The 25,974-nt window shown below is 62.8% G+C and carries 27 protein-coding genes; 16 read left to right on the top strand and 11 right to left on the bottom strand.

Features of this window, described 5'->3' with window-relative positions:
* The first annotated feature begins 123 nt into the window (after positions 1-123).
* A complete protein-coding gene (locus VPH41_RS17680) occupies positions 124-1,161 on the top strand; it encodes a hypothetical protein (RefSeq protein ID WP_328570957.1) in 1,038 nt (345 codons plus the stop codon).
* A gap of 28 nt (positions 1,162-1,189) precedes the next feature.
* On the opposite strand, the gene VPH41_RS17675 is transcribed toward VPH41_RS17680, so the two are convergent.
* The 6 genes from VPH41_RS17675 to kynU form a co-directional block, all read right to left on the bottom strand.
* Positions 1,190-2,215 (bottom strand): hypothetical protein, encoded by a 1,026-nt coding sequence (locus VPH41_RS17675; protein ID WP_328570956.1) that lies wholly within the window; start codon positions 2,213-2,215, stop codon positions 1,190-1,192.
* 31 nt (positions 2,216-2,246) lie between these two features.
* The gene (locus VPH41_RS17670) at positions 2,247-3,269 is read right to left on the bottom strand and encodes a hypothetical protein (RefSeq protein ID WP_328570955.1); all 1,023 of its coding nucleotides are present in this window, start codon (positions 3,267-3,269) and stop codon (positions 2,247-2,249) included.
* A gap of 2 nt (positions 3,270-3,271) precedes the next feature.
* Entirely contained in the window at positions 3,272-5,326 is a 2,055-nt protein-coding gene (locus VPH41_RS17665; protein WP_328570954.1) for a toxin-antitoxin system YwqK family antitoxin, read from the bottom strand.
* A 95-nt stretch (positions 5,327-5,421) separates the two neighbouring features.
* Complete coding sequence (locus tag VPH41_RS17660) at positions 5,422-5,967, bottom strand: RBBP9/YdeN family alpha/beta hydrolase (protein ID WP_328570953.1); 546 nt, start codon at positions 5,965-5,967, stop codon at positions 5,422-5,424.
* Between the two features lie 14 nt (positions 5,968-5,981).
* Positions 5,982-6,872, bottom strand: coding sequence for a tryptophan 2,3-dioxygenase (kynA, locus tag VPH41_RS17655; RefSeq protein ID WP_442906281.1), 891 nt, complete (start codon positions 6,870-6,872; stop codon positions 5,982-5,984).
* Between the two features lie 8 nt (positions 6,873-6,880).
* Positions 6,881-8,131 (bottom strand): kynureninase, encoded by a 1,251-nt coding sequence (gene kynU / locus VPH41_RS17650; RefSeq protein ID WP_152257171.1) that lies wholly within the window; start codon positions 8,129-8,131, stop codon positions 6,881-6,883.
* 606 nt (positions 8,132-8,737) lie between these two features.
* On the opposite strand from kynU, the gene flhD reads away from it, so the two are divergent.
* From flhD to cheY, 14 genes are all read left to right on the top strand, one after another.
* Positions 8,738-9,055, top strand: a complete 318-nt coding sequence (flhD, locus tag VPH41_RS17645; protein ID WP_034758381.1) for a flagellar transcriptional regulator FlhD — start codon at positions 8,738-8,740, stop codon at positions 9,053-9,055.
* A gap of 51 nt (positions 9,056-9,106) precedes the next feature.
* Positions 9,107-9,670, top strand: coding sequence for a flagellar transcriptional regulator FlhC (gene flhC / locus VPH41_RS17640; protein WP_152282605.1), 564 nt, complete (start codon positions 9,107-9,109; stop codon positions 9,668-9,670).
* Positions 9,671-9,779: 109 nt separating this feature from the next.
* The gene (locus tag VPH41_RS17635; RefSeq protein ID WP_328570952.1) at positions 9,780-10,541 is read left to right on the top strand and encodes a class I SAM-dependent methyltransferase; all 762 of its coding nucleotides are present in this window, start codon (positions 9,780-9,782) and stop codon (positions 10,539-10,541) included.
* Between the two features lie 218 nt (positions 10,542-10,759).
* On the top strand, positions 10,760-11,620 hold the full coding sequence (motA, locus tag VPH41_RS17630) for a flagellar motor stator protein MotA (protein WP_152257168.1): 861 nt from the start codon (positions 10,760-10,762) through the stop codon (positions 11,618-11,620).
* A 58-nt stretch (positions 11,621-11,678) separates the two neighbouring features.
* Complete coding sequence (motB, locus tag VPH41_RS17625) at positions 11,679-12,656, top strand: flagellar motor protein MotB (RefSeq protein WP_287778944.1); 978 nt, start codon at positions 11,679-11,681, stop codon at positions 12,654-12,656.
* A gap of 46 nt (positions 12,657-12,702) precedes the next feature.
* Positions 12,703-13,251, top strand: a complete 549-nt coding sequence (locus tag VPH41_RS17620; protein WP_152257165.1) for a chemotaxis protein — start codon at positions 12,703-12,705, stop codon at positions 13,249-13,251.
* Between the two features lie 83 nt (positions 13,252-13,334).
* Positions 13,335-13,700, top strand: coding sequence for a response regulator (locus VPH41_RS17615; RefSeq protein ID WP_034758362.1), 366 nt, complete (start codon positions 13,335-13,337; stop codon positions 13,698-13,700).
* 43 nt (positions 13,701-13,743) lie between these two features.
* Positions 13,744-15,945 carry a chemotaxis protein CheA gene (gene cheA, locus VPH41_RS17610; RefSeq protein ID WP_328570951.1) on the top strand — a complete coding sequence of 734 codons (2,202 nt, stop codon included), beginning with the start codon at positions 13,744-13,746 and terminating at the stop codon, positions 15,943-15,945.
* A 30-nt stretch (positions 15,946-15,975) separates the two neighbouring features.
* Complete coding sequence (locus VPH41_RS17605; RefSeq protein ID WP_152257163.1) at positions 15,976-16,482, top strand: chemotaxis protein CheW; 507 nt, start codon at positions 15,976-15,978, stop codon at positions 16,480-16,482.
* 195 nt (positions 16,483-16,677) lie between these two features.
* Positions 16,678-18,390, top strand: a complete 1,713-nt coding sequence (locus VPH41_RS17600) for a methyl-accepting chemotaxis protein (protein WP_328570950.1) — start codon at positions 16,678-16,680, stop codon at positions 18,388-18,390.
* Between the two features lie 70 nt (positions 18,391-18,460).
* Positions 18,461-19,333: a CheR family methyltransferase gene (locus tag VPH41_RS17595; RefSeq protein ID WP_070278818.1), complete on the top strand. Its 873-nt coding sequence runs from the start codon at positions 18,461-18,463 to the stop codon at positions 19,331-19,333.
* Positions 19,334-19,342: 9 nt separating this feature from the next.
* Positions 19,343-19,951 (top strand): chemoreceptor glutamine deamidase CheD, encoded by a 609-nt coding sequence (gene cheD, locus VPH41_RS17590; protein ID WP_131378402.1) that lies wholly within the window; start codon positions 19,343-19,345, stop codon positions 19,949-19,951.
* Between the two features lie 110 nt (positions 19,952-20,061).
* The gene (locus VPH41_RS17585) at positions 20,062-21,132 is read left to right on the top strand and encodes a protein-glutamate methylesterase/protein-glutamine glutaminase (RefSeq protein ID WP_287778950.1); all 1,071 of its coding nucleotides are present in this window, start codon (positions 20,062-20,064) and stop codon (positions 21,130-21,132) included.
* Positions 21,133-21,279: 147 nt separating this feature from the next.
* Complete coding sequence (gene cheY / locus VPH41_RS17580; protein ID WP_010396677.1) at positions 21,280-21,678, top strand: chemotaxis response regulator CheY; 399 nt, start codon at positions 21,280-21,282, stop codon at positions 21,676-21,678.
* Positions 21,679-21,751: 73 nt separating this feature from the next.
* Here the strand turns inward: cheY and VPH41_RS17575 are convergent, their stop codons facing one another.
* On the bottom strand, positions 21,752-22,504 hold the full coding sequence (locus VPH41_RS17575) for an SDR family oxidoreductase (RefSeq protein ID WP_328570949.1): 753 nt from the start codon (positions 22,502-22,504) through the stop codon (positions 21,752-21,754).
* A 294-nt stretch (positions 22,505-22,798) separates the two neighbouring features.
* Here VPH41_RS17575 and VPH41_RS17570 point away from each other — a divergent pair, with 294 nt between their 5' ends.
* Positions 22,799-23,263: a hypothetical protein gene (locus VPH41_RS17570; protein ID WP_328570948.1), complete on the top strand. Its 465-nt coding sequence runs from the start codon at positions 22,799-22,801 to the stop codon at positions 23,261-23,263.
* 65 nt (positions 23,264-23,328) lie between these two features.
* Here the strand turns inward: VPH41_RS17570 and panC are convergent, their stop codons facing one another.
* The 4 genes from panC to VPH41_RS17550 form a co-directional block, all read right to left on the bottom strand.
* Positions 23,329-24,168 carry a pantoate--beta-alanine ligase gene (gene panC, locus VPH41_RS17565; RefSeq protein WP_152282613.1) on the bottom strand — a complete coding sequence of 280 codons (840 nt, stop codon included), beginning with the start codon at positions 24,166-24,168 and terminating at the stop codon, positions 23,329-23,331.
* A 54-nt stretch (positions 24,169-24,222) separates the two neighbouring features.
* Positions 24,223-25,155: a segregation and condensation protein A gene (locus VPH41_RS17560; RefSeq protein ID WP_328570947.1), complete on the bottom strand. Its 933-nt coding sequence runs from the start codon at positions 25,153-25,155 to the stop codon at positions 24,223-24,225.
* A 17-nt stretch (positions 25,156-25,172) separates the two neighbouring features.
* On the bottom strand, positions 25,173-25,382 hold the full coding sequence (locus VPH41_RS17555; protein WP_035826611.1) for a DUF3460 family protein: 210 nt from the start codon (positions 25,380-25,382) through the stop codon (positions 25,173-25,175).
* Positions 25,383-25,490: 108 nt separating this feature from the next.
* Positions 25,491-25,970 (bottom strand): GNAT family N-acetyltransferase, encoded by a 480-nt coding sequence (locus tag VPH41_RS17550; RefSeq protein ID WP_152257213.1) that lies wholly within the window; start codon positions 25,968-25,970, stop codon positions 25,491-25,493.
* Positions 25,971-25,974 lie beyond the last annotated feature (4 nt).

Here is a 25,974-nt window from a genome sequence, read left to right as displayed (position 1 = left end):
TAGCAGCCCCGCCGGCGCACGCGCCGTCCGCCAGCCGCGCCGCAAGGGGGCTGAGGCCATGCTAGAATCGCCGGCGCGCCCTGCGTGGCCGCAATTGCGGCCAAATCCCCGACTGACAGAATCATGCATATCATCTTTTCGAATTACCGCACCCTGGGCGGCGCCGTGCTGGCAGCGGCCTGCGTCCTTTCCCAGCCCGCCTGCGCCACGGCGGCACCCTCGGCGCCGGCCGGGAAAAGCCTGTCTTCCCTGCTGGCCGGCGGCCCCTTGCCGCGCCTGAGCGACGATGCGCAGGTGCGCGCCGCCCTGTTCGATTTCTTTGGTTACGCGCGCGGCAGCTACACGGAAGACGATGAACTGCTGCTGGCGCAGGCGCTCGAAGCGATCAGCGAAAAGCGCGACGCCACGCGCACCGTGCTGGCCGATGGCCGCCAGCTGCTGGCGTCGATGAATGACCGCAAGCAGGGCCGCGAACGGGGCGCCATGCTGCTCGACAAGCGCGGCGCCATCATCGCCTTTGGCCTCGTCAACGGCCATTGCCACCTCGAGGGACAGCCGCTGGCGAAAGTCTGCAATCCCGATCCGAACGCGGTGCTGACGGTCTTTCACCGCAAGGGCATGCTGGTCGGCGAAGCGGCGCCCTTGCTGGCCTGGGCCCGGCAATTGCCGCCCATGCTGGCGCTGATCGCGGGCGACAAGGAAGCGGGCGCCGACGGGCAGAAGATCGCCACGGTCGAGTATGTGCTGGCGCAGCCGGCCTTGCCGGGCTGGAACCGCGCCCAGCTGCCGCCCGCGTATCCGCCCGCGCTGCTGCCGCTGCTGCTCGATAAATCCACGGTGCTGACGTCGGCCGGCGCCGGTGTATTTGCCTATCCGCTCACCTTGAAGGGCAAGAAACAGAACAATGTGCTGGACCATGCCGAAGGCCGCCCGCCGCGCGACCTGGAAGTTGCGCTGCGCAGCTATGCCAGTTTCGACACGGTGGTGGAGCGCTACCGCCAGCTGGCCAAGGGCGCCCGGCTGCAGCGCAACGAGCGCACGGCCTATCTCGATGGCGACATGGGACAGGGCAGCTACCGCGTCTACATCCGCAACACGGGCCCTGACGGCGTGATGATCGACGTGGCGCTGTGGCAGCGCAAGCTGGCGGCCAGCCGCTGATTTCAATGTCGTTTTCAAACCGCTGTTTTCAATAGTAGGGCGCCTTGGCGTAACCGAGCTGCGTCAATTGCGCGTCGATTTCCTTGTCGCGCTGTCTTTTCCCCGTCCCAAAGCTGAACTGCCGCAGTGCGTGCGGCAAGCCCTCGGCCACCAGCATATCGAAATCGAGCTGCGTCTGGCTCACCGCCAGGGCGCGCAGCGCAGGCAGCGCCGCGACGCCGCGCAAGCGCTGCAGCGTCTTGCAGTTGCGCAGAACCAGCCATTCGAGCATCGGATTGGCGCCCAGGCTGATTTCCGTCAATTTGATCTGATCTTCCACCGAGAGCCGCGCCAGCAGTGGGAAGCGGCCAACATCGCCCAGGTTTTCCATGCCGCGCACGCGTACCACTTCCAGCTCCTCCAGCCGCGGCGCCGTGAGGTGGGCGATCGATGCGCGTCCACCGAGGATGAAGCGCAGCCGCGTCAGCGCCGGCATGGCGCTGACGAAGTCCACCTCATCCCTGCTCTTGACCTGCGACAGCGACAGTTGTGTCAGCGCGGGCAGGGCCGTGATGGCGTCGATGTTTTTCACGTGGCCCGTCGTGTGCAGCTGCGCCAGCCGCGGCCAGTGACGCAGCGGTGCCAGGTCGATCTGGCCCTTGCCCGTTTCGCCCAGGCTCAGCGCTTCCAGGCCGCGCAGGCTGCCCAGCGCCAGGATGTCGAGTTCAGCCAGGTGATGCACGCCCAGGTGCAGGCGCTTCAGGCGGCCCAGCTCGCCCAGCTGCTCGAGGTGAATGGCGCGCATGTGGCAGTCGAGCGACAGGTTGACGGCGTGCGGCAGCGCGCGCAGCACGTCGGCGTCGAACGGTTCTGTACTGGCGCCGAAAAAGCGGATTTCCAGCGCCGGCCCGCAGGTGGCGGCCAGCGCGTCCAGGTCGGCCAGCAGCGGCGCCGGCAAGCGGTTCTGCGTAAACTGGACGATGACTTGCTCCCCGTTGCCGATGAGCGTGCGGATGGCCGCCGCGTCGATGTGCGCGGGCTGGTGGATGCGGTGTTGGGTGGGCGGCTGGTACATGGGGCGATTCCTGTGCGAGAAGAGCGATGCCTTACAGTCGCGCGTTGCTGTAGCCGCGCTCCGCCAGCTGCGCGGCGATGGCGTCGTCGCGTGTCTTCCTGCCGGTGCGCAGGCGCGCATGCGTCAGGGACGGGGGCAAGCCATGCGCGAGCAAGGCGTCGATGTCGAGCATGGTCTCGGATGCCGACAGCTGGCGCAGGGCGGGCAAGGTGGCGAGGCCGGGCAGGTTGTCGAGCGTCTTGCAGGTGTGCAGGTTCAGGCGTTCGAGCACGGGATTCGGCCCCAGCGCGATCTGCCGCAGCTTGATCTGGTCTTCCACCCATAGCGCCTGCAGCAGCGGGAAGCGGCCGATGTCGCCCAGCGTTTCCAGGCCGCGCACGCGTATCACTTCCAGTTTCCTCAGCAGCGGCGCCTCGATGTGCGCGATCGATGCGCGGCCGCCCAGCTGCAGCAGCAGCCTGTCCAGGCGGGCCATCTGCGAAATGAAATCCAGCGGCACCTTGTTCTTGATACGGTACAGCGACAGCTCGTGCAGCGCGGGCAGGCCGGCCACGGTGTCGATGTGCTGGTGGTGGCCCTCGATGACCAGGCTGGCCAGGTGCGCATAGTGGCGCAGGGGCGCCAGGTCGATATTGTCCCTGGCCGACTCGCCCAGATGCAGGTATTCGAGGCCGCGCAAATTCTCCAGCTGCAGGATGTCGGCTTGCGCCAGTTCGTACACGCCCAGGCTCAGGCGCTTCAGGTGGCGTAGTTCACCCAGCGCTTCCAGGTGGATGGCTTGCCGGTGGTAGTCGATGGACAGGCTGGCCACATGCGGCAGCGCGCGCAGGATGTGCGCATCGAACACCCTCGGGTCGTAACCGTAGATGCGGATGGTCAGCGCCGTGCCGCAGGTGGCGGCCAGGGCGTCGAGGTCGGCCAGCAGCGGTTCCGGCTCGGCCAGGGTATTGAACTGCACCAGCACCTGCTTGCCATCGGCGATGGCGGCGCGGATCGCCGCGGCGTCGATGCGCTCGGGGTTCTGGATGCACTGCGGCCGTTCTGCTTGCGTCATGATCACAATCCTATGGGGTAGGTAACCTGCCTGGGGGGCGGACAGCCTTCCGGCCCCGGGAACGTCTGCTTGCCCGTGTCATCGTAGCGCTTGCCGCAATCGACGAGCACGCGCTTGCGGAAGGTGAAAATGCTGGCCACCTTGCCGTTCGGGTGGTAGCAGATATTGTCGCCGTCGCGGTCGGTCGACGCGTAGCTGTTCATGGTTTGGCCATTCACCGTGCGCGTACTGTGGCCGCTGCGCGGCTCCGTGCATTTGAGCTGGCCGCTTTCGTAGTACACGTTGAAGACGGAGGTGTCGGCGGCGCGGTCGACCAGCAGTTCGTTCTTGCGCTTGCCGTTCGGGTAGTTCTCGTATCCCTCCTGGCGCTGGCCGTACTGGAAGGCGTAGTAAGACTGCGGCTTGCCGTCCGGGTAGTACATGTGGTGGTACTCGCACACGTCGTCGCGCGTGCTGCCGTATTCCTGGAAGGTGCAGCGGTGGATGTCGTTGAACAGCTGGCCGTCTTCATAGTATTCGCGCAGGTGCGTGAGCAGGCGGCCCTGGTCGATGACGGCCAGGCGTTCCGGCTTGCCGTTCGGGTAGTAGCGCGCGTCCAGGCCCTGCTTCTTGCCGTTGTCCCACAAGGTGTCGAGGCGCAGGATCTTGCCGCTGTCGTCGAATGCCTGTTCGCGCCCGTCCAGCTGGCCGCTGCGGAAGGTGGCCGTGTAGACCACGTATTCCTTGCCGGCGGGGCCCAGGTAGCGCGTGCGCGCGCCGTCCAGCACGCCCGCCTGGTAATGGTCGCGCAGGCGCAACGCGCCGCTGGCGTCCGTGTCGACCGCCTCGCCCTGCTTCTTGCCGTTCACGAAAGTGACGCTTTGCGTGGCCTTGTCCTTGAGCTTGAGCTTCCACGGGCCGTCGCGCAAGCCGTTGATGAAGTTGCCGTCGCCGTCTTCCGTGATCCACGGCCCATGGCGCGTGCCATTGACGTAGTTGCCGCGCGTGCGCAGCTTGCCTCCCATGCTGCGTTCGTGCGGGCCATTGAGCTGGCCGCCCGCATAGGTATCGAAACCCGTGACTTCGTCTTCGTCGGCATAGTTGACGACCGTCCAGCGGCCTTCGCGCTTGCCGGCCCGGTACATGCCGCTCTCGCTCTGCCTGGGGTAGTCGAAGCGCCACAGGCCTTCCTGCAGGCCGTCGACGAAATGGCCTTTTTCGCTGCCTTCATGCATGCCTTCGCGCACCCACAGCCCCTGGCGCTTGCCTTTCACGTACTGGCCCCGTTCGACCACCGAGCCGCCGTCCCAGGCCAGGCTGTAGAAGACGGACGGGCCGTCTTCGCTGCCCGTGAACTGCTGCGGCGCCGTTTCCCACGTCACTTGCCACAGGCGGTAATTGGGCAGGATGCCGGCGCCCGCATCGCTGTACAGGGTATAGCTGGCCGTCAGGTAGCGCTCGCCTTTTTTCAGGAAGGTTTTCTTGTAGGTGATGGCGTCCGTGCTGCCGGCGGCCACGGGCTTGCCGTCATCGCTGTAGTAGCCGACGATGGTGCCTTGCGTATGGTCGATGGCGTCGAAGTCCGTATTGCCGCTCTTGCCCCGGGCGACGCTGTAGTCCATGGGCGCCAGCTTGGCCAGCGCCGCCTTGACCTGCCCTGCATTGGGATTGGCGCTTTGCGCCGCGATGCGGTTCAGGGCCGGCTGCAGTCCGTCCAGGCGCCGGTATTTGCCGGAACTGCGGTGGTAGCGGTAGGCGCGCAAGCCATTCCTGTCGCCCTGGCGGAACAGCACCAGCATGGTTTGCACGCTGTCGTTCGTCTCCTTGTCCAGCGAGGCGTAGAAGACGGAGCGGATGACGGCGTTGCCGAACTGGTCGAGCAGGACGGGTTTCGCGTTGCCGCCCTTGCACTCGCAATAGTAGCCATTCACGCCATCCTTTTCCTTGAGGAAGGCGATATCGAAGCCGCTGTCCTGCGACGCGCTGATGGCGGGATGGGCGAGGCTCTTGCCTTCGTAAAAAGGCGCGCCGTGGGCCAGCGCAGAGCAGAGGAGCAAGGGCAAAAGCAGACGTTTCATCGTGGGGCTGGCGCCGGGCGCCGCAATGGAAAGGCCACGATTCTGCCTGCGTTCTTACTTGTGGGCAAATACGGGCCTATCGTGCGCGCCCCGGTTCAGGGCTGGTGCGCGGCGCAGAAGTCCAGCAGCAGCTGTTCGCCTTCCGGCCAGGGGCCGTAGCCCGCATCGCCATTGATATGGCCGGCGTCGCCGATCATGGTCAGTTCGCTGCCCCAGGCGGCGGCAAACGCGCGTGCGCGCGCGAAGCTGACGTAGGGATCATCGCCGCTGGCCACCACCAGGCTGGGAAACGGCAAGGCTTGCAGCGGCATGGGCGCAAAGCCCGTCGTGCCGGCAGGGTAGGCGGGCGCTTCCACGTCGCTGGGGGCGACCAGGAAGGCGCCGGCGATCCTGTGCGGCGAACCGCTGGCAGCCCAGTGGGCCACCAGCGCGCAGGCCAGGCTGTGCGCGGCCAGCACGGGCGGGCGCGGGCAGGCGGCAATGGCGCGGTCGAGCTCCGTCACCCACTCGTCCTTGTCCGGCGTTTGCCATTGCCCGTGCGGCACGCGCGACCATTGCGGGTGGCGCGCTTCCCAACGGGTTTGCCAGTGCTGCGGCCCGGAGTTCCACAGGCCGGCCAGGGTTAGTACGAGAGGCGACATCGATGCTCCTTAAATTACAACTCCGTGCGCAGGGCGAATAATTCAGGGAACAATACCACGTCGAGCATCTTGCGCAAGTAGCTCACGCCCGCCGTGCCGCCCGTGCCCGTCTTGAAGCCGATGATGCGCTCCACCGTCGTCACATGGCGGAAGCGCCAGAAGCGGAAGGCCGTTTCCAGGTCCACCAGCTTCTCGGCCAGCTCGTACAGGGCCCAGTGTTTCGACGGGTCGCGGTAGACTTCCAGCCAGGCCGCTTTCACGGAAGCGTCGGCGCTGGTCGGCAGGGTCCAGTCGGCATCGAGGCGCTCGGGAGCGATGGGCAGGCCGCTGCGCGCCAGCAGCTTGATGGCTTCATCGTAGACGGACGGTGTGCGCAGGGCAGCGTCGAGCACCTTGTAGGTGTCGGGCGCCGTCGTATGCACGTTGAGCAGGGCGGCGTTCTTGTTCCCCAAGACGAATTCGATTTCGCGGTACTGGAAGGACTGGAAGCCGGACGAGGCGCCCAGGTAGGGCCGGATGGCCGTGTATTCGGGCGGCGTCATGGTGGCCAGCACGTCCCAGGCATGCACCAGCTGGTCCATGATGCGCGCCACGCGGGCCAGCATCTTGAAGGCGGGCGCCAGGTCGCCGCTTTGCAGGTTGGCGCGCACGGCATGCATTTCGTGCAGCATCAGCTTCATCCACAGTTCGCTGGTCTGGTGCTGCACGATGAACAGCATCTCATTGTGGTTGGGCGAGAGCGGATGCTGGGCCGTGAGGATGCGGTCCAGCGCCAGGTAGTTGCCATAGCTCATCGATTCGCTGAAATCCATCTGCGCGCCATGCCACTCGGCGCCTTGCTGGCCGCCAGCGTGCATGGGGCAGCCGCTGCTGTTTTCCTTGTTCATATTCTTGTCGTCGCTCATGGGATGGATCAGGTGACGGCGTCGCGCTTGGCGGCGATGTCGTAGGCTTGGGTGTCGAGGATGTCGCGCAGGATTTCCACGGCATCCCACACGTCGGCAAAGCTCGTGTACAGGGGCGTGAAACCGAAGCGCATGATGGCCGGCTCGCGGTAGTCGCCGATCACGCCGCGCGCGATCAGCGCCTGCATGACGGCATAGCCGTGCGGGTGCGTGAAGCTGACCTGGCTGCCGCGCCGCGCATGCTCGCGCGGCGTGACGAGGCCCAGCGGATGGCTGGCGCAGCGCTGTTCCACCAGCGCGATGAACAGGTCCGTCAGGGCCAGCGACTTGTGGCGGATGGCTTCCATGCTCGTCTGCGCGAAGATCTCCAGGCCGCATTCGACCAGGGCCAGCGAGAGAATCGGCTGCGTGCCGCACAGGGCGCGGGCGATGCCGTCGGCCGGCGCAAAGCCCGGATCCATGGCGAACGGCGTGGCGTGGCCCCACCAGCCGGACAGCGGCTGGCGGAAGCGCGCCTGGTGCTTTTCCGGCACCCAGATGAAGGCGGGCGAGCCGGGGCCGCCATTCAGGTATTTATAGGTGCAGCCGACGGCCAGGTCGGCGCCGGCGCCGTTCAGGTCCAGCGGCACGGCACCGGCCGAATGGGCCAGGTCCCACAGCGCCAGTGCCCCTTGCGCGTGGCAATGGCTGCTGATAGCGGCCATGTCGTGCTGGTAGCCGGTGCGGTAGTTAACGTGCGTGAGCATGGCGACGGCGCAGTCGGCGTCGATGGCTTGCGCCAGTTCCTCGGGGCTGTCGACCAGGCGCAGCTGGTAGCCGCGGTCCAGCCAGGCCGCCAGGCCTTGAGCCATGTACAGGTCGGTGGGGAAGTTGCTGCGTTCGCTGACGATGCTCCTGCGCGCGGCATGGGCGGGATCGGCGGCCTGCATCTGCAGGGCGGCGGCCAGCGCCTTGAACAGGTTGACGGACGTGGTGTCGGTGATCACCACTTCTCCCGTGCCGGCGCCCAGCAGCGGGGCCAGGCGGTCGCCCAGGCGCTTGGGCAGGTCGAACCAGCCAGCCGTATTCCAGCTGCGGATCAGGTCCGTGCCCCATTCGGCCGTGATGACGTGCTGGGCACGGGCCAGCGCTGCCTTCGGCCGCGCGCCCAGGGAATTGCCGTCGAGGTAAATCACGCCTTGCGGTAAGTCGAATTGCTGGCGCAGGGGCGCCAGACGATCATCGAGGTCGCGCGCGCTGCAGTCATGTCGAGAAATCATGGTGGCTTTCATTTTGGTACTTATCTGAATGGCACGATATTGCTTGAAGCCTAAAGTATTGTGCGGAAGCAGGCAGTGTAGCAAATCCCTGCCGCAAAACGGGATTTCTGCCCTGGATGCAGCGTGAAAATAGCCGCTCTGCGGGGCGTCAACGAAAAAAATCACGATTTTTCAAAATATTTTCAAATAACCCTAAAGTTTTGCCAGACGCCGCCGTCAACGATTACATGAACGGTGTCAAACCGGTCAAAAACGGATGGGGCTTTTTTAAATATTTTTCAAAAAAGCCCTAAAGTTCCTGCCAAGGCAGCCGTTATCTAGGTAGGTAGGCTTGATTTCAGTCAAGTTGTTGTAAAAAAGTGATATTTATTGCAGGCCTGAAACGGGGTAAATCCCGCACCGTGCCCATCCCCCACATCCGCGCCGTTACTGGCGTGCGACCATGATCGAGCAGTGTTTGTCAGACAAACACCTACGGTCCCATCCGCTATTCCCCGACCAAAAATACAGTGCTTTGCCTCTGTTGCGTTTGATGTTGCTCCTGCAGAATGTATCTCACTGGCAACACACAACGCCAGCTGAATTCAACGGATTGAGGAGATGGAAATGACTGCTAACGATATGATGGCTGAGATTCGCGACGCTAACCTGAGCTACCTGATGCTGGCCCAGCAAATGATTCGTGCGGACAAGGTAACGGCCATCTTCCGTTTGGGCATAGCCGCCGAAATCGCCGAACTGATCGAAGGCATGAGCAATGCGCAGATCCTGAAACTGGCAGGCGGCAACATGATGCTGGCCCGCTTCCGTTTCGACGACAGCGCCATCCTGGGCATGTTGACGAACTACAATAAAGACCGTTCGCTGGCCCAATCGCACGCCGCCATCCTGATGGCTGGCCAAGGCGTCGAAGAAATCGCATAACGTCAATCTCGTCATTCAGAGTCGGTATCAGTCAGTAGTGGAGCACACAGCATGGCCAAGAAAAGTGTCGTATCGGAAGCGCAAGAAATCCAGCTGGCCATCGAATTGATACAGCTGGGCGCACGCCTGCAACTGCTGGAGACGGAAGTCTCGCTGTCGCGCGAACGCCTGCTGAATCTGTACAAGGAATTGAAAGGCGTCTCGCCGCCCAAGGGCATGCTGCCGTTTTCCACCGACTGGTTCCTCACCTGGCAACCGAATATCCATTCCTCGCTGTTCATCAATATCCACAAGTTCCTTATCGACCACGCAGGCGCCACCGGCATCGAAGCCGTGATGAAGGCATACAAGCTGTATCTGGAGCAGATGCCGCCCGAAGCGGGGGAAGAGCCGCTGCTGTCGCTGACGCGGGCCTGGACGCTCGTGCGCTTTTTCAGCAGCAAGATGCTGGACATGGCGCCCTGCGGCAAGTGCGGCGGCAAGTTTGTCGTCAACTGCCTCGACCTGAACGCCGATTATGTCTGCGGCCTGTGCCATATGCCTTCGCGTGCCGGCAAGACCAAGAAGGCGCGCGATGAGGCGGCCGCCGTTGCGCCGCCCGGCGTCGTCGCCTGATCCTGTCCCCAACATAGCCCCATGGAAAGCCGGAGCGGTCGCCAGACCGGACTCCGGCTTTTTCATGGCGCTTTCGCTTACACTGGCGTTTTCCTCCGGCGACTGTCCCATGCTGCAACAAATCCTGCGCGCGCCCGCGCTCAAGGCCATCCTGATCCAGGTGCTGGCCTTTCCCTTGATGTTGCTATTGGTATATGGCCTGGCGCGCGCCGGCCTGGCCATGTCGCTGACGGTGGTGGCGTTGCTGCAGGGCGTGCTGGCCGCGCTCCTGACGTGGCGCGCGGGCCTGGCGCGCTGGTGGTGCGCGATCGGCCTGTTGTTTGCGCCCGCCTTGCTGGCCGCCAGCCTGCTCGATTGGCCTCCCGCCGTGTTCCTGGCAGCCTTTGTTTTCCTGTTGAGCCTGTACTGGTCCACGTTTCGCACGCAAGTGCCGTTTTACCCATCCGGCCCGAAAGTCTGGCAGGCGGTGGCCGAGCTGATCGCGGACCGCCCCGGCGTGCGGCTGGTCGATATCGGCAGCGGCCTGGGCGGCCTGGTGCTGGACCTGGCGCGGCGCCGGCCCGACGGGCAGTTTTGCGGCATCGAACTGGCGCCGCTGCCGTGGCTGGCCAGCCGTTTGCGTGCGCGGCTGACGGGCAGTGGCGCGCGTTTCCTGCGCGGCGATTATGCGGCGCTCGATTTCGGCCGCTACGACGTGGTCTTTGCCTACCTGTCGCCCGCGGCGATGGCGGCCCTGTGGATCAAGGCGGAAACGGAAATGTTGCCCGGTAGCATGCTTCTTAGTTACGAATTCCAGATTGCCGCGCGCGCGCCCGATAAGACCATCGCCGCCACAGAGGGTGGTCCTTTGCTTTACATATGGTGCTTTTAAGCAATTGTCTGCGTTATTTGCTTGCCCGTAGGGCAATCTCACGTTATTGTAGTTCCACACGGCATTTTCTCGGAATTACCTTGAAAAGCGGGGCATTTCAATTAACTTCCAGTTACTTTTTTTGCCGCTGTCTGCGCCGGCGGGGTCGCCGCCAGAAGACAGTACAGGTTTGAACATGCCGGGCATACAGCCCCGGCCATTATTGGGAGTCAGGGCACTTGTTAGTCATAATCGGATACATCATCGTCTGCGCCTCGGTTTTTGGCGGCTTCGCGTTGGCCGGCGGCCATCTGGCGGCGCTGTTCCAGCCGCTGGAGTTGCTGATGATCGGCGGCGCCGCCCTGGGCGCCTTCCTTGTTGGTAACAATAACAAGGCCATCAAGGCCACCCTGGCCGCCTTGCCCAGCCTGTTCAAGGGCTCGCGCTATACCAAAGAGCTGTACATGGAGCTGATGTCGCTGCTGTTCGAAGTGCTCAGCAAGGTGCGCAAGGAAGGCTTGATGTCGATCGAAGGCGATATCGACAGTCCGCAGGAAAGCCCTTTGTTTTCCAAGTATCCGGCCGTGCTGGCCGACCACCACATCGTCGAATTCATGACCGATTACCTGCGCCTGATGGTATCGGGCAACATGGATGCCTTCCAGATCGAAAACCTGATGGATAACGAAATCGAGACGCACCATCACGAAGGCGCCGTGCCGGCCCACGTGATTGCCAAGGTGGGCGATGGCTTGCCCGCTTTCGGTATCGTCGCCGCCGTCATGGGCGTGGTGCATACGATGGAATCGGTGGGCATACCGCCGGCCGAACTGGGCATGCTGATCGCGCACGCGCTGGTCGGCACCTTCCTCGGCATCTTGCTGGCCTACGGTTTCGTGGGTCCCCTGGCCAGCCTGCTGGAGCAGAAGCTGGAAGAGTCGAGCAAGATGTTCCAGTGCGTGAAAGTGACCCTGCTGGCCAGCCTGAACGGCTATGCGCCGGCGCTGGCCGTGGAGTTCGGCCGCAAGGTGCTGTTCTCGACCGAGCGCCCGACGTTCAACGAGCTGGAAGACCACATCAAGAAATCGAAAACGAAGTAAGCAGTGAAAATACGCCTGGACACCATGAGTCATTTGCAGCACACGGAAGGGGGACGCCATGGCCGATGAAGGCATGCGCCCGATTATCGTCAAGCGTATCAAGAAGACGGCTGGCGGACACCATGGCGGGGCGTGGAAAATCGCCTACGCCGACTTTGTCACGGCCATGATGGCCTTTTTCCTGCTGATGTGGTTGCTGGGCTCCACCTCGAAGGGCGACTTGAACGGCATTTCCGAATTCTTCAAGACGCCGTTGAAGGTGGCGATGGCGGGCGGCTCCGGCAGCGGCGAGAGCAATTCCGTGATCCAGGGCGGCGGGCAGGACCTGTCGCGCCAGGATGGCCAGGTACGCAAGGCGCAGGAAGAGCAGCAGCGCAAGTCCTTCGACCTCAATTCCGCCAAGGCCGCGCTGGAACGCGAGGAAGGCCGGCGCCTGCAGGCATTGAAGGCGCGCATCGAAGCGACCATCGACGCCAATCCCCTGCTGAAAAAATACAAGAACCAATTGCTGCTCGATATCACCAGCGAAGGCTTGCGCATCCAGATCGTCGACGAGCAGAACCGTCCGATGTTTGCGCTCGCCAATGCGAATCTGCAGCCCTACACCAAGGAAATCCTGCATGCCATCGGCTCCGTGCTCAATGAAGTGCCGAACCGCATCGGCCTGTCCGGGCATACGGATTCGACGCCCTACATGAGCGACGCCGGCTACAGCAACTGGGAATTGTCGGCGGACCGCGCGAATGCGTCGCGGCGCGAACTGGTGATTGGCGGCATGAAGGAAGAAAAAGTATTGCGCGTGGTGGGACTGGGTTCGGCCGCCCACCTGGACAAGCTCGACCCCTTCAATCCGATCAACCGGCGCATCAGCATCATCGTCATGAACAAACGCACGGAAGAAAATGTCCTGCGCGATGGTTCGGCGATCGAGCTGCCCGTGACGGATGCCGCTGCCGCCGCCGTGGCGTCAGGGCTGGCGGCCGGTGCGCCACCCGCGGCGGCGCCAGCCCCCAGCCCGGCAGCGGCGAAAAAATAACACGCAAGGCTATCGACGCGTGGTGTATTGAAACAATGAGACCTTTATGACAAGAAAGAAAATACTTGGCTCGCATGTAAAGCGCCTGCTGTCTGGCGTGTCGGACCATGGCCGCAAGCACTTGACGGAGGTGGAAACCGACCTGGTGCAGACCGGCATCTTGCTGGAAGAGGCGATCGAGAAGCTGTCCTTCAATTTCATGGCGATACACGCAGCCGTCGCTGCGCAGCAAGACACCATCGCCCTGCTGCTCGAAGGCGGTATTCCGGCCGAGCAGCAGCGTGAAAAACTGCTGGCGCTGCAGGATGAGGTGGGGGGCTACGTGAATGCCGCCATCACCAGCTTGCAGTTCCAGGACATGACCAGCCAGCTGATCGAGCGCACCCTGAAACGCGTGACGGGCTTGCGCGAGTTCCTGGGGACCCTGGGCTCGCATGGCGCGGAGATGTTGCCGGAAAGCGACAATGAAGAAATTGTCGCCTTGCTGGGGCGGGTCAGCATGGCGCTGGCGATTCAAAGCCTGGAGTTGCGCAGCGTGCTGCGCAAGGCTGTCAGTCAACAGCATTTGGAAAGTGGCGACATCGAGCTGTTCTAGCATGAGGATGCGGAACGCTTGCGGTTGCATGGATTGATTAATCAAATACTCGGGCAGGATGCCCGGAATAAGTGGGAGCAAAGATGGCCAAAACGATACTTGCAGTGGACGATTCCAGCTCATTGCGCCAGATGGTGGCGTTCAGTCTGAAAGCCGCCGGTTACCAGGTGGTGGAGGCCGTCGACGGCCAGGACGGACTGGAAAAAGCCAAGCTGCAAACCGTGGACCTGGTATTGACGGACCAGAACATGCCGCGCATGGATGGCCTGGAGCTGATCAAGCTGCTGCGCGAACTGCCGACCTACCAGAAGGTACCCATCCTGATGCTGACGACGGAATCGTCGGACGAAATGAAATCGAAGGGACGTGCCGCCGGCGCCAATGGCTGGCTGGTCAAGCCATTCGATCCGCAACGCCTGATCGAAGTGGTCAAGAAGGTGATCGGCTGATGCCAGCCGCGCAGCACAACGATGCAATTGACGGAGTCACCCTATGACCATCGATATTAGCCAGTTTTTTCAGGTCTTTTTCGATGAGGCCGAAGAACTGCTGGCTGAAAAAGAACGGCTGCTGCTGGCCGTCGATATTGCGGCGCCCGACGCCGAAGACCTGAATGCCATTTTCCGTACCGCCCATTCGATCAAGGGCGGCGCATCGACGTTCGGCCTCTCCGACATGAGCGAGGTGACGCACATCCTCGAGTCGCTGCTCGACCGCATTCGCCAGGGCCAGATGGCCCTGACGGCGGAACACGTCGACGCCTTTCTGGCCGCCAAGGACATCCTCAAGATGCAGCTCGACGGCCATCGCCTGGGCAGCGCCGTGGACCAGGATGCCGTGGCGAACGTGCGCATGATGCTGCAGTCGTTCTCGCAGGACGTGCCCGTGGCTGCGCTCACGCCCGTCGCGCCGGCTTTCCATACGGCCGAAAAGGAAACCGTCAGCCACGCCGGCGGCCAGCGTTACCGCCTGGAGCTGCCGAAGATGGAAGAGCGCGAAGTCGATGCGCTGGCGGCCGAACTGGGCTTGCTGGGCGACGTCGCCGTGTCCGCCTTGCCCGACGCGCGCAAGGTGCTGGAAGTGACGACGCATGAAAGCCTGGACGATATCCTGGCCATCTGCTCGTTCGTGCTCAATCCCGACGACATGGTGATCACGCAGGCGCCGCCGCTGGCGCCAGGCGAAGCCGAAGCGGCCCGCGCGGCGCAGGAAAAAGCCCAGGGCTACGGCTTCTTCGACCCGCTGCCGGCGACGCCTGCGGCGCAGGGCGCGGCGGACCCGGGCTACGGTTTTTTCCAGCCGCTCGAGGATATCCGCGCCGCCGCCGGCGTGCAGAGCGACGCCGAACGGGGCTACGGTTTCTTCCAGCCCCTCGAACAGATTCGCGCCGATGCGGCCAAGGCGGGCAACGCCAGCGCCGCCGCCACGCCGGCCGTGGCGAGCGCCGTGGCCGAAGCGGAGCAGGAAAAGAAGCCGGCCAAGAAAGAGGGCGACAAGGCCGGTGCCGAGTCGTCGTCGATCCGCGTCTCGATCGAAAAGGTCGACCAGTTGATCAACCTGGTGGGCGAGCTGGTGATCACGCAGGCGATGATCGAGCAGCGCGCCAGCGCGCTCGACCCGATGCTGCATGAAAAACTGCTCGACAGCGTCAGCCACCTGACGCGCAATACGCGCGACTTGCAGGAAGCCGTGATGTCGATCCGCATGATGCCGATGGATTTCGTGTTCTCGCGCTTTCCCCGCATGGTGCGCGACCTGGCCACGAAACTGGGCAAGAAGGTCGATTTCATCACGAATGGCGCGGCCACGGAACTGGACAAGGGCCTGATCGAGCGCATCGTCGATCCGCTCACGCACCTGGTGCGCAACAGCATCGACCATGGCGTGGAAATGCCGGCCGCCCGCGTGGCCGCCGGCAAGACGGAAGCGGGCCGTTTGTTCCTCTCGGCCAGCCATCAGGGCGGCAACATCATCATCGAAGTCTCCGATGACGGCGCTGGACTGAACCGCGAGCGCATCCTGGCCAAGGCCGCGCAGCAGGGCCTGGACGTGTCCGAGTCGATGAGCGACGCCGAAGTGTGGCAGCTGATCTTCGCGCCCGGCTTTTCCACGGCTGAAGCGGTCACCGACGTGTCGGGCCGCGGCGTGGGCATGGATGTCGTCAAGCGCAATATCAGCGCCATGGGCGGCGTGGTCGACATCCGTTCGGCGAAGGGCTTCGGCACGACGATTTCCATCTCGCTGCCGCTGACCCTGGCCATCCTGGACGGCATGTCGATCCGCGTGGGCGACGAAGTGTATATTTTGCCGCTGGGCTTTGTCATCGAATCCTTGCAGCCGGCCGTTGAGGATATCAAGGACATCAGCGGTAAAGGCCAGGTGGTGAAGGTGCGCGGCGAATACCTGCCGCTGATCCCGCTGTACCAGATGTTCGACATCGCGCCGCGCTTTACCAGTCCCTCGGAAGGCATCTGCGTGATCCTCGAGACGGAAGGGCGCAAGGCGGCCCTGTTTGTCGACGACCTGGTGGGCCAGCAGCAGGTCGTGGTAAAAAACCTCGAATCGAATTACCGCAAGGTGGTGGGCATTTCCGGCGCCACCATCCTGGGCGATGGCGGCGTGTCGCTGATTCTCGACGTCGCCGCCCTGATCCGCTCCTCTCGCCAGCTGGCTGACGAGTCCATTTTTTCGTAATACCGATAGATAAAGATAGGAAAACGCACCATGTCAGATACTCAACAAACATCCGGAAGCAATGCGGGCGACGGCAAGGACATCGCCGGCCGTGAATTCCTGGCCTTCACCTTGGGCTCCGAAGAGTACGGCATCGATATCCTGAAGGTCCAGGAAATCCGTGGTTACGAAGCGGTCACCCGCATCGCCAATGCGCCTGAATTCATCAAGGGCGTGATCAACCTGCGCGGCATCATCATTCCCGTGGTCGACATGCGCATCAAGTTCAACCTGGGCACGCCCGTGTACGACCAGTTCACGGTGGTGATCATCCTGAACATCGGCGGGCGCATCGTCGGCATGGTCGTCGACAGCGTTTCCGACGTGACCACCCTGAGCCCGGAGCAAGTCAAGCCGGCGCCGGAAATGGGCACCGCGTTCTCGACCGACTACATGATCGGCCTGGGCACCATCGATGAACGCATGCTGATCCTCGTCGATATCGACAAGCTGATGTCGAGCAGCGAGATGGGCCTGATCGACAAGCTGGCGGCGTAAGCGGCCGGACGGCAGCAGGGCGGCGCCCGGTGCGCCGCCGTTTGACCACGCAAAGAATCACTACAGATATGCATGTACCGGCGCGGGCAGTACCCAGAGGCGCGCCGGCAGGCTGCAAGGTCCGATAGAGACCCGGCCATAACACGGCGCCGTCCGGTTGAACGGGCGCCGTTCACATAAATATTGGAGACTGTAATGAGTTTGCGCGATTTTAAGATAGGCACCCGGCTGGGCATAGGTTTCGGCAGCATCCTGGCCATCCTGGTGGTAGTGATCGTTTCGGCGAATGCACTGAATTACCGTAACAAGGCCCAGCTGCTCACGGGCCTGGCACTGGCAAGCGAAAAGAATACGCAGGCGTCGCTGATGAAAAGCGCGATGCTGGAAACGGGCATCGCCATGCGCAACATCGGCTTGCAGGGCGACGTGGGCCTGATGCAGGTGGAAGAGGGCAAGGTGCGCGAGCAGCGCAAGCTGTACGATGGCGCGCGCGGCAAGCTGGCCAGCCTGGGCCTGTCCGACGGCGAGAAAACGCTGCTGGCCAATATCGCCAAGGTCGACGGCGAAGTCGATGCCGCCTTCAAGGAAGCGATGGGGCAGGTGCTGGCGTTTAACAGCGAGGGCGCGGCCAAGGTGATTGCCACCCGCATCGATCCCTTGAACAAGGCGACCCTGGCCGACATCAACAAGCTGCTCGACTTGCAGCATGTGGCCCAGCAAAGCTTCATGGACGACTCGCTGGCGGCCGATGCGCGCCTGATGACGGTGCTGTTCATCCTGGGCGGCGCGGCGGTGGCGATCGGCGCCTGGTGCGCCATCTTCATCACGCGTTCGATCACGGTGCCGCTGTCGGGCGCCCTGGCCGTGGCGCAGAAGGTGGCGGCCGGCGAGCTGACGTCGCGCGTGGTGGTCGAAGGCAAGGATGAAACGAGCGCGCTGCAGCAGGCGCTCAAGGACATGAACGAAAGCCTGGTGCAGACCGTCAGCGACGTGCGCAAGGGCACGGAAACCATCACCGTGGCGTCCAGCGAGATCGCCAGCGGCAATGCGGACCTGTCGGCGCGCACGGAAACGCAGGCCAGTTCGCTCGAAGAGACGGCATCGTCGATGGAAGAGCTGACGTCGACCGTGAAGCAGAACGCGGACAACGCGCGCCAGGCCAACCAGCTGGCCGTGTCGGCATCGTCGGTGGCGGAGCAGGGCGGCAAGGTGGTGGCGCAGGTGGTCGATACCATGGGTTCCATCAAGGACAGTTCGCGCAAGATCGTCGATATCATCGGCGTCATCGACGGCATCGCGTTCCAGACGAACATCCTGGCCTTGAATGCGGCAGTCGAAGCGGCGCGCGCAGGCGAGCAGGGTCGCGGCTTTGCCGTGGTGGCGTCGGAAGTGCGCAACCTGGCGCAACGTTCGGCCGGCGCGGCGAAAGAGATCAAGGGCCTGATCGGCGATTCGGTCGACAAGGTCGATGCGGGCAGCCGCCTGGTGGACGAGGCGGGACAGACCATGGGCCTGATCGTCACGTCGATCCGGCAAGTGGCCGACATCATGGGCGAGATCACGGCGGCAACGCAGGAACAGAGCCATGGCATCGAGGAAGTCAACCAGGCCATCGCGCAGATGGACCAGATGACGCAGCAGAACGCGGCGCTGGTCGAGGAAGCGGCGGCAGCGGCCGAGAGCATGCAGGACCAGGCGCAGAGACTGGCCGACGCCGTCAGCATCTTCAAGCTGGGTGGCGAGAGCGTGGCGCCGGCGGCCAGGCCCCTACCCCTGACGGTGGCGGCACGGCCGGTACCAAGTGTGGCGGCAACCGTGCGGCCGGTGGCAAAGGCGGCGCAGGCCGGCACGCCACCGCCCGCGAAAAAGCTGGCGGCAGCCGGCGGCGACGATTGGGAAGAGTTCTGACGCCAACCCGATCCCGCTAGTTATACTTGCAAAGGCATTGGTCAGAGTAGTCATAGAGAGGTAAAAACAAATGCCGCAAACTAAAACGGATTCGGTCAAGGAATTTGACTTTACTGGCAAGGACTTCGAGCGGGTCCGCGCCATGATTTACAAGCGGGCCGGCATCGCGCTGGCCGACAGCAAGCAGGAGATGGTCTACAGCCGCCTGGCCAGGCGCCTGCGCGCGACCGGCATCTCCTCGTTCGTCCGCTACCTGGACGACCTGGAAGCGGGCCGCATGGGCGACGAGTGGGAAGCGTTCACGAATGCGCTGACGACCAACCTGACGTCGTTCTTCCGCGAGGCGCATCACTTCCCGCTGCTGGCCGAGCATGTGAAAAAACTGAGCGGGCCGATCACCATCTGGTGTTCGGCCAGTTCCACCGGCGAGGAGCCGTATTCGATCGCCATGACGGTGTGCGAGGCGTTCAATACGCTCACGCCGCCCGTCACCATCATCGCCACGGATATCGACACGAACGTGCTGGCCACGGCCGCCAATGGCGTCTACAACCTGGACCGGCTCGACAAAATGCCGGCCGACCGTGCGCGGCGCTTTTTCTTGCGCGGCAAGGGCGATCGCGAGGGGCAGGTGCGGGTGCGCCCGGAACTGCGCCAGATGATCACCTTCAAGCCGCTCAACCTGCTGGCCGACAGCTGGCCCCTGACGGGCCAGTTCGACGTCATCTTTTGCCGTAACGTGATGATTTATTTTGACAAGGCGACGCAGCGCAAGATCCTGTCGCGCTTTGTGCCGTTGATGAAGTCCGATGCCCTGCTGTTTGCGGGTCATTCGGAGAATTTTCTGTACGTGTCGGATTCATTGAAGCTGCGCGGTAAAACAGTCTATGAGCTCGATCAGCCACGGGGCGCCGCACCCAAGGCATCGTCGCATCGTACATGAGAGTGAAATATGAGCCTGGAACCCAAAGAGCAATTTGCCACTAACGTCTATTACGACAGGACGTTCAATTGTGACGCCGCCAAGATCTTGCCTGGTGAGTATTACTTTACCAACAAGGACATGCTGATCGTCACCGTGCTCGGCTCCTGCGTCTCGGCCTGCATCCGCGACCGCGTCACTGGCCTGGGCGGCATGAATCACTTCATGCTGCCCGACGGCGGCAGCGACCCGAATAGCCCGATCTCGGCGTCGATGCGCTATGGCACCTACGCCATGGAGATCCTGATCAACGATTTGCTGAAGGCGGGCGCGCGGCGCGAGAACATGGAAGCGAAAGTGTTCGGCGGCGGCGCCGTGCTGCGCGGCTTCACGGCGATCAACGTGGGCGAACGCAATGCGGCCTTCGTCATCAATTATCTGAAGGCGGAAAAGATGCGCGTGGTGGCCGAGGACTTGAACGACATCCACCCGCGCAAGGTGTATTTTTTCCCCCGCAGCGGCAAGGTCCTGGTGAAAAAGCTGATGCAGACGCATAACGATACACTGGTGCGCCGCGAACTCGATTACGCCAGCCGTCTCAAGGTTGCGCCGGTGGGCGGCGAGATCGAACTGTTTTAACTGCCGGAGCAAAACCTGCCGGGCGCGGGCTTCTGTCCCATGCGCCATGCAGGTTTGCCAGGCGTTCTTACCGATTTAGAATAAGGGCTGCAAGGCCTGGAAGGATAACTATGAAGATCAAGGTATTGATCGTGGATGATTCGGCGCTGATCCGCAGCGTCATGACGGAAATCGTGAACAGCCAGCCCGACATGGAAGTGGTGGGCGCGGCGCCCGATCCGCTGGTGGCGCGCGAGATGATCAAGCAGACCAACCCCGACGTGCTGACCCTCGACGTCGAGATGCCGAAAATGGATGGCCTGGACTTCCTGGAAAAGCTGATGCGCCTGCGTCCGATGCCGGTGCTGATGGTGTCGTCGCTGACGGAACGCGGCTCGGAAATCACCATGCGCGCGCTGGAACTGGGCGCCGTCGATTTCGTCACCAAGCCGAAGATCTCCATCCAGAGCGGCATGCGCGAGTACACGGACATGATCGCCGACAAGATCCGTGCCGCCTCGAAGGCACGCATCCGCGCACGCACCCTGCCATCGGCCGGCGACAAGGCGGCCGCGCCGCTGCCTGCGCTGCGCAGTCCATTGACGTCGAGCGAAAAGCTGATCATCGTGGGCGCCTCGACGGGCGGCACGGAAGCGATCCGCGAATTCCTCATGCAGATGCCGTCCGATTGTCCCGGCATCCTGATCACGCAGCACATGCCCGAAGGGTTTACGCGCTCGTTTGCGCGCCGCCTCGATTCCTTGTGCAAGATCTCGGTGCAGGAAGCGGCCGGCGGCGAACGGGTGCTGCCCGGCCACGCCTACATCGCGCCCGGCCATTCGCACCTGACCTTGACGCGCAGCGGCGCCAACTACATGACCAAGATCGACCAGGGCGAACCCGTCAACCGCCACCGTCCGTCCGTCGACGTGCTGTTCCGTTCAGCCGCGCAATCGGCAGGCAAGAATGCCGTCGGCGTGATCCTGACGGGCATGGGCAAGGATGGCGCGCAAGGCATGTTGGAGATGAAGGCTGCGGGAGCGTATAATTTTGCGCAGGATGAAGCCAGTTGCGTGGTGTTCGGCATGCCGCGCGAGGCGATCGCCATCGGAGCTGCGCATGAGGTCGGCGCTCTGACGGCGCTGCCGGGCATGGTGCTGGGACACCTGGCTGCGCATGGCATGCGCGCTTTGCGCGTGTAAGCCACGTTTTATATGATCTGAGGCAAGTTTGTTCGCCTAAAAGCAACGAAAATGCTATCCTACAACTTGCTGCCGTAGTGTCGACCATAATGTCGGCATTCATGTCGATATTATTAACAAACCGCTACAGAAACAACGGAGTTATTCATGGCTGATCCAAAGATGAAATTTTTAGTCGTTGACGATTTTTCGACGATGCGCCGCATTGTCCGGAATCTGTTGAAGGAACTGGGTTATGCCAACGTCGATGAGGCGGAAGACGGCGTGATGGGCCTGGCCAAGCTGCGCGCGGAATCGTATGATTTCGTCGTCTCGGACTGGAACATGCCAAACATGGATGGCCTGACGATGCTGCAGCATATCCGCGCCGATCCCGCACTGGCCAAGCTGCCCGTGCTGATGGTCACCGCCGAAGCGAAAAAAGAAAACATCATCGCCGCCGCGCAAGCGGGCGCCAGCGGTTATGTGGTCAAGCCGTTCACGGCCGCGACCCTCGATGAAAAGCTGAACAAGATTTTCGAGAAGCTGGAAAAAGCCGGCGCCTGATCACGGCTTGCCACGCTTGAAAAAAAACGCTGCCAGTGCGAACTGGCAGCGTTTTTTTTCGTCCGCGGGAATTTCAGACCAGCCCGCCATTTGCGCGCAGCGTCTGGCCATTCACCCAGCGGCCATCGGGGCCCGCCAAAAAGGCCACGGCGGCCGCGATGTCGTCCGGCGTGCCCAGGCGTTCCAGGGGCGCCATCTTGCTCATGCGCTCTATCGTTTCCCCCGTCTTGCCGTTCAAGAACAGGGCCGTGGCCGTGGGGCCCGGGGCGACGGCGTTGACGGTGATGTCCTTGCCGCGCAATTCCTTGGCAAAGATATTCGTCATCGTCTCGATGGCCGCCTTGGTGGCGCCGTAGACGGAGTAGCCGGGCAGGGCCAGGCCGATCACGCTGGTCGAGAAATTGATGACGCTGCCGCCGCGGCGCAAGCGCGTCGCCGCCTGGCGCATGGTGTTGAAGCTGCCCTTGACGTTGATGGCGAACAGGCGGTCGAAGGTGGCGTCGTCCGTGTCGGCCAGGGTGGGCAGCACGGGCGGCATGATGCCGGCGTTGTTGACCAGCACGTCAACGCCGCCGAAGGCCGCTTCGGCCGCATCGAACAGGGCTTGCACGTCGGCCCCATCGGCCACGTTGGCCCTGACCGCGACGGCACTGCCGCCGTCGGCCGCGATGGCCGCCACCAGCTGGTCTGCTTCGGCCTTGCCGCTGGCGTAATTGACGACGACCTGCATGCCGTCGCGCGCCATGCGGCGGGCGATGGCCGCGCCTATGCCGCGCGAGGCGCCCGTGACGATGGCAACTCTGGCGGAATGGGATGCTGTGTTCATGGTGCTTCTCCTGTCATGGTGGGAGGCCCGTATGCCGTCGCTGCGAGCCAGTGCCCCCATTGTGATCTTTATCCGGTTGCGGATAAAGATGGGGATGCTGCTTTCAGTGTGCAAATCATATCAACAATTGCGGCCGGCCTGCCTGCTGCGGACACGCATGCTCACCTTGACTGCAAGTAATTGCGCAACGGAATGAAATATTTCCTAAAGTTAACTTTACACGTCAAATAATTTGGCCCATGATCGCTGCACTATTCCACCTCTGTCCCCGACCCCGACAAGAAGGAGCGCACCATGCGCCGAGCACCCGTACTATTTTTTGCCTTGAGCACCACCCTGCTGGCAGCCTGCGGCGTGAGCCTGGAACAGGCGAGTGTCGCCCCCGTCATCGCCGAGGCGCAGCCAGCGGAGGCCCGCGACGGGGCCGTGCAGCCGTCGCCCGACGGCGACGGCCGGCATGCCTATCTGCACCGCGTGGGAGGGCATGACTATGTCAGCCTGAGCCAGGATGGCCCGCAGGGGGGCTTGCCGATACTCACGGGGGCGCAGCGCGGTGCGCACGCCATCCGCCTGCTGGCAGCCGATCCGGCCCAGGCGCGGGCCATCCTGCGCAGCCTGAGGCTGCCTGCGAACCAGCGCAAGCTGTGGGCGGGACAGGAAATCGTGCTCGATGCCGCCAGCTATGACATGTTGCAAGCGGCACGCGGCCACAACAAGCCCCTGTTTGCAGAACTCAAGCTGGTAGGGATGGAGAAGTAAGGAAAAGAAACAGAAACAGAAACGGGACCAAATGGCCCCGTCGCGGTGACGCTTGGAGATGGCGCTTAGATTTCCAGGTTGTCGATCAAGCGGGTCTGGCCCAGCTTGGCTGCGGCCAGCACCACCAGCGGTTCGCCGGCAGCCAGCTCTGCCGCGTTCGGCGCCTGCAGGTTGGCGCGCTTGCGCACGGCGATGTAGTCCGATTTCCAGCCGCGGCCGTCGAGCAGCTGCATGACCGCCTGTTCCAGTTCGCCCACGGCCAAGTTGCCCTTGCGTACTTCTTCAGCGACGAAATTGAGGCCCTTGTACAGCTCCGGCGCTTCCGCCCGTTCGCTTTCCGACAGATACATATTGCGCGACGACAAGGCCAAGCCATCGTCGGCCCGGTAGGTTTCGGCGGCGATGATTTCCGTCGGCAGCGCGAACTGGCGCGCCATGTTGCGGATGATCATCAGCTGCTGGTAATCCTTTTTGCCGAACACGGCCACGCGCGGACCCACGCACGAGAACAGCTTGGTGACGACCGTGCACACGCCTTCGAAGAAGCCGGGGCGGAATTCGCCTTCCAGGGTATTGCCCAGGTCATCGGGCGGGCGCACGCGGTATTCCTGCGGCTCCGGGTACAGTTCCTTTTCCGTGGGCGCGAACAGCACGTACACGCCTTCCTTTTCCAGCTTGGCGATGTCGGCCGCCATGGTGCGCGGATATTTCTCGAAGTCTTCGTTCGGGCCGAATTGCAGGCGGTTCACGAAGATCGAGGCAACGACGGGGTCGCCATGCTTGCGCGCCAGGCGCATCAGCGACAGATGGCCTTCATGCAGGTTGCCCATGGTGGGGACGAACGCCGTGCGCAGCTGTCCGCTGAGCTGGTCGCGCAATTCTTCGATGTCGGAAATAATTTTCATGGATTGCTTTCGCTAAAACCCCGTTGTACGGTGGTCAGTGACAAAGGGAGGGGATCAGGCGGGCGAATAGGCCAGCCGGACGTAGATGGGGGCAAACGGTTCGGCTTGCGTAATTTCGATCAGGGTTTCCTTGGCCAGTTCCAGCAGGGCCACGAAGTTGACGACCACCACGGGCACGCCGCCGGCAATGTCGAACAGCTCGCTGAACTCGACGAAGCGCGACGATTGCAAATGGCGCAGGATGCTCGACATGTGCTCGCGCACGGACAGTTCCTGGCGGCTGATGCGGTGATGCTGGGTCAGCTTGGCGCGTTTCAGCACGTCGAGCCACGCCTGCTGCAAGTCCACCGGCTCCACGTCGGGCCAGGTGGGCGTCAGGCTTTGCTCGATGAAAATCTGCGTGCGCACGAAATCGCGCTCGAACTGGGGAATGGCGTTCAGGTCGTAGGCGGCCAGCTTGATCTGCTCGTACTCGAGCAGACGGCGCACCAGTTCGGCACGGGGGTCGCCGCCATCTTCCTCGACGTCGCTCTTGCGCGAAGGCAAGAGCATGCGCGACTTGATCTCGATCAGCATGGCCGCCATCAACAGGTACTCGGCGGCCAGTTCCAGGTTGCGCACACGGATCTGGTCCACATATTTCAGATATTGCAGGGTCACCTGCGCCATCGGGATATCGAGGATGTTGAAGTTTTGCTTGCGGATCAGGTAGAGCAGCAAGTCGAGCGGGCCTTCGAAGGCTTCGAGGAAGATTTCCAGCGCGTCCGGCGGAATGTACAGATCCGTCGGCATGCGCATCATCGGCTCGCCATACAGGCGGGCGATGCCCAGCGGGTCGGCGGCGGGCGCCGCGTCCGTTACTGCCGTGGCCGATGCTGCAGGGTCGCCGCTGCCGTCGCCGTCAGCGACAGGTTCGGGCGACTCGATGACTGCGCCGGCACCGGAAGCGTCCACTTCCGGCGTGACTGCAGACTCTTCAGGCAACATCGTGCCGGTTCCAGGTCTTAGTTCTTGTTCTGGTAAACGTAAGCCTGTTGCTTGACAGCCGATGCCAGCTGGCGCTCCTGCTCATCGATGCTGACGGCCGGCTTGTCCCACAGCAGGGCGCGGCCCGCTTGCTGGCCCGCTTCCATGCCAGGATTCTTGGCCTTCAGTTCAGCGATGAACAAGGTGTGGTCGGATACGTAGTTGGTGTGTTTTGCAGGCAGTTTCATATTCTCTTCTGAGTGTCTTATAAGTAAGGTCAGCCGGCCGTATTTTACCGCGCCGTATCGCTTGGCGGGTTGTTGTATCGGCAAGTCCAAGGGCGAAATTGCTAAAAATCAATAACGCAGCAGGCGCCGCATCACCATCGGCGCCGGTTCGGCGGGGTTGGCGTGCGAATATTCCAGTTCTTCGGCCAGCTCGAATTCGAAGGCCGCATAAAAATCGAGCAGCTTGCGCTGGTCGCGCCGTACGGCCAGGCGCAATTCCTCGGCCTGGCACGAGAGGCCGTGATGAATGATGGCTTCCAGCAAGTGCTGCGAAACGTGGCTGCCCCGGTAGGCGGGCAGCACGCCCATGCGTGAAATCTTCCAGATGGCGGGATCGCTGTCGAGCGGCATCCAGCGCAGCGAGCCGGCTGGAATGTCGTCGATCAGCAACAGAAAACCGCCGCCGTGGCGCAATTGCTCTTCCACCTGCTGCGCCGTCTCGTGGTGTCCACTGGACGAGGCGGCCACCTTGCCGGCCCACGCGGCGCGGGTCAGGTCGGCTATCAGCTGTGCATCGGCATTTGTTGCTTCGCGCACCACGATATTCATCATC

The sequence above is a fragment of the Janthinobacterium sp. P210006 genome (genome assembly GCF_036231885.1).
In the GTDB taxonomy this organism is placed as follows: domain Bacteria; phylum Pseudomonadota; class Gammaproteobacteria; order Burkholderiales; family Burkholderiaceae_D; genus Janthinobacterium; species Janthinobacterium violaceinigrum.
This window is presented reverse-complemented; position numbering and strand designations above follow the sequence as displayed.